The organism is Kribbia dieselivorans NBRC 106261 (genome assembly GCF_001552435.1).
GTDB lineage: Bacteria > Actinomycetota > Actinomycetes > Actinomycetales > Dermatophilaceae > Kribbia > Kribbia dieselivorans.
The window spans coordinates 1-3,443 of sequence record NZ_BCRE01000083.1; the positions used below are offsets into that span (position 1 = coordinate 1).

General features: G+C 67.0%; 4 protein-coding genes and 1 tRNA gene. 1 reads left to right on the forward strand and 4 read right to left on the reverse strand.

Going from position 1 to position 3,443, the window contains the following annotated elements; all coding sequences use genetic code 11:
* Nucleotides 1-178 precede the first annotated feature (178 nt).
* Nucleotides 179-254 (forward strand) — tRNA-Ala (locus tag KD1_RS07905).
* Nucleotides 255-427: 173 nt separating this feature from the next.
* Here KD1_RS07905 and KD1_RS07910 read toward each other — a convergent pair.
* From KD1_RS07910 to KD1_RS07925, 4 genes are all read right to left on the reverse strand, one after another.
* Nucleotides 428-673, reverse strand: coding sequence for a type II toxin-antitoxin system Phd/YefM family antitoxin (locus tag KD1_RS07910; RefSeq protein WP_068400095.1), 246 nt, complete (start codon nt 671-673; stop codon nt 428-430).
* Nucleotides 674-709: 36 nt separating this feature from the next.
* Nucleotides 710-2,035: a glycoside hydrolase domain-containing protein gene (locus KD1_RS07915; RefSeq protein ID WP_068400098.1), complete on the reverse strand. Its 1,326-nt coding sequence runs from the start codon at nt 2,033-2,035 to the stop codon at nt 710-712.
* 258 nt (nt 2,036-2,293) lie between these two features.
* Entirely contained in the window at nt 2,294-2,725 is a 432-nt protein-coding gene (locus KD1_RS07920) for a type II toxin-antitoxin system VapC family toxin (RefSeq protein WP_068400101.1), read from the reverse strand.
* Nucleotides 2,722-2,961 (reverse strand): type II toxin-antitoxin system prevent-host-death family antitoxin, encoded by a 240-nt coding sequence (locus KD1_RS07925; protein WP_068400104.1) that lies wholly within the window; start codon nt 2,959-2,961, stop codon nt 2,722-2,724. The genes KD1_RS07920 and KD1_RS07925 overlap by 4 nt, the downstream gene beginning before the upstream one ends.
* Nucleotides 2,962-3,443: the final 482 nt, after the last annotated feature.

The window sequence follows — 3,443 nt, forward strand, 5'->3', positions numbered from 1 at the left end:
GCTGACGCGGCGGACGGCGATGCGTGGGGCGAGGCCACCGACCGTCCGTGAGGTTCGAGACTCCGATCTGACTCTGTATTGGATGATCTAGCGTTGGTGCTAGATCATCGTAGAGTGTGTGATCGAGCCGGATTGGGTCGCTCGGCGGTGCGGTGCGTATACTCGACCGTCACCGTTCGGGGCCATGGCGCAATTGGTAGCGCACCTGCTTTGCAAGCAGGGGGTTAGGGGTTCGAGTCCCCTTGGCTCCACCACCTTTGGCCGCCGTAGCCGTGCGTCCTGCACTCAATGGGAACCAGGCGTCTGTTCCCAGGGGTTGATGATGGCCAGCCCGAACGCGTCGAAGTCCTTGACGTTGCGCGTGACCGCGGTCAGGCCATGGGTCATGGCTGTGGCGGCGATGAGTGCGTCTCGCTCCGGTCTTGGGTCAATCCGCCTGAACCGAGTCGCGCCGGCTCAGCCGTCCAATCCCAATCTCCACTTCGAGGATTGTCAGGACGCTCAGGCGCTCGACGAGCGAGGCACCGCTCTCGCCCAGGCGTCGGTAGTCACGGATCGACATGAGGACGTAGGCCGGCTCGCCGTGGTCGGTGATCACTACGGCCCCCTTATCGGCGGCGCGCTTGGCGGCGCTCACGTCGCGGTTGAACTCGCGTGCGCTCATGGTTGCCATACGACACTCCTCTCATCATGAGTTCGGCCGCGACCCTCACGGGCATCGCGGTACCGGAGCGGAGTACGTCGTGTTGGACCTGTTCGACACGTAGTAGTCGCTCACCCAGCGGTTGTCGACGAGTTGGTTCCACACGCGGGTGGTGCCGACGCGCGTGCCGACCTTCTGGCAGGCGACGTAGGCGAGTCCGCCACCCTGGATCGAGCCGTTGACGGCGTACGACGTGCCTGGCCCCGAGCGGGTGTTGACCGGCGCCGAACTGGTGATCTGACCGGGGTAGGAGCAGCGTTGCAGGGGTGCCGAGAACGTCGTCGACGACGGCGTCGAGACATAGCGGTCCGAGACGAACCCGCCGGTGCTGATGCGGTCCCAGACGCCCGTCGACCCGACGCGCTGACCGCGCGACTGGCAGATCACCGAGGCGGTGGCGCCAGCGTTGAGTGTCCCGATGATGGGGTAGGCGCTCGATGGTCCAATGCGCACGTTGAGGCGGCTCGACGACGTCACGCGGTAGGACCGGAGCACCGTCGCGACCGGCCCGCGCATGACGTCACTGTCGATGTTGAGCGTGACCCCGCCCCAGGTCTCGTTGTGATCGCCCCGGTATTGCTTGGCCCGCTGCCACTGCGCCCACAGGCGGTTGCTCGCCGTCGCCCAGTTGGTGGTCGAGGGGACGCCGTCCCAGCGCGCCATCCAGATCGCATCCGGTCGCGCGAGCCTTGTTGAGGTGTAGCTCGCGGCCAGGTCGCGCACGCCCGAGTCCTGATGCGCATAGATGCCGGCCAGGTAGCCGCTGCGGTGCAGGGTCCGGGTCCACTCGGACGCATAGGTGCGCACCGCGGTGGTGCATCCGGTCGTCGCGCGGTTGTAGTGCTCGACGTCGCCATACAGCGCGCTGCCCGGGAGCACGCCGAGCGCCTTCGCCTTGGCGACGGCATCGGTGGCGTCTCTACGCCCTTGGGCCGCGGCGGTGCTCGCCGTGAACTTGAAGGGCTTGTTGCCGAACATGCAGAACGGCTGGTAGCCCATGTACGTCGGCACGAGATGCCTCCCGGACGTCCGAGCGCTCCGCACCCAACCCGCCGTCAGGTTCGGCTGCGTGCAGGCCCGGTTGGGCCCACCGAAGTACATGTTGACCCCCCGATAGGGCGAGGTCCCCTTCCACGCCGCGAGCGCCGCGAGGGAAGGCGCGGTGCAGGCGTCGAAGAACCTCCCAGACTGGCGCGTGGCCGATGACGCCGCGGGATAGCCGCCCGGGGTTGCCGGGTCGGCCTGCGCCGGCAACGCGGTGACCAGGCCACCGAGCGCGAGGGTCGTGAGGGCAGCCGCGACGGTGGTGGCTGCACGTCGCGTGAGTGTCATGACGTCCTCCAAGCGGACCCCGGCGGGTTTAGGGCCCCAACCCCTCTAGCATGCTCCGCCGTCGGCGGCCTGGGGGCACAGTGCGGCGACGTTACGGCATCTTTGTGACAGCCGTCTCGAACCGGCATCACCTACACAGCACAGGAGGCAGCCGCACCGCGAGCGTCACAGGTTGGGTGCGAGAGTCACACGTTATTTCCTACGACGGAGCGCGGTTTCGTGTAACGCTCGGAATCCGGAGGGCGCGCCGCCACTCTGCTAGGAACCCGCAGCCTGTTCCCAAGGGTTGATGATCGCCAGACCGAACGCGTCGAAGTCCTTGACGTTGCGCGTCACCACGGTCAGACCGTGGGTCATGGCGGTGGCCGCGATGAGTGCGTCTCGCTCCGGTCGTGGGTCGGGGACGTGCAACTGCGCCGCGCGGCGTGCGACGGGAAGGTCGATGGCCAGGATTCGACCATGAAACGAGCCCATCAGGTCATCCTCAAGCCATGTCCGCAGCCGGTCCGCCTGCAAGGTGTCGCGACGGCCCAGCCGTCCGATCCCAACCTCGACTTCGAGGATGGTCATGACACTCAGGTGCAGGTCCGAGGGAGTCCTGGCGGCGACCCACGCACGCACGGCGGAACTGGCGCGATGCGCGGGCTTGCGGAGTTCGCTGATGACGTTGGTGTCGAGCAGGTAGCTCACAGTTCGGGCACCGAGAGATCCAGCCGAACGGGCTCGAACTCGACGTCGATGTCCTCGTCCATACTCAGGCGCTCAACGAGCGACGTACCGCTCTCGCCCAGGCGTCGGTAGTCACGGATCGACAGAAGGACGTAGGCGGGCTCGCCGCGGTCGGTGATCACCACCGCCCCCTGATCGGCAGCACGCTTGGCTGCGCTCACGTCGCGATTGAACTCCCGTGCGGTCATGGTTGCCATGCACCCTCCTCCTTCCGGTAAGTAGGTACGTACCTACGATACGAGATGGCCGTGGGCTGGGCAAGGGTTGGTCGGCGGGCCTGAGCACGGGAGGGTCGCGAGCCGAGCGTCACAGGTTGGGTGCGAGCGTCACACGATATTTCCTGCGATGTAGCGCCGTTTCGTGTGACGCGCGCAATCGCCGGGACTTGACCCCGGGCGTGGTGTTGTGGCCGTGCTCCATACTCCTCACTGGGACAGTCAGAAACGTGATGCGGGGGATGGGGATGCCGGAACGCAAGCTTTCCGAACACGTAGAGATGGTGCTCGTGAAACAGCCGACGCGGTGTCGGTGTGGGGACGACCTGCGCCCCGGCGAGCGTGCGGGACGCCTCGCCGGCGAAGCACGCTTGCTGTGTCTGTGGTGCTTGGCCGATCTCAGGGCAGGGCGCCGCAGGCCTCGACGGCGGCGCAGCCGGGCGACCCGGCCCGCCCCTGTCGCT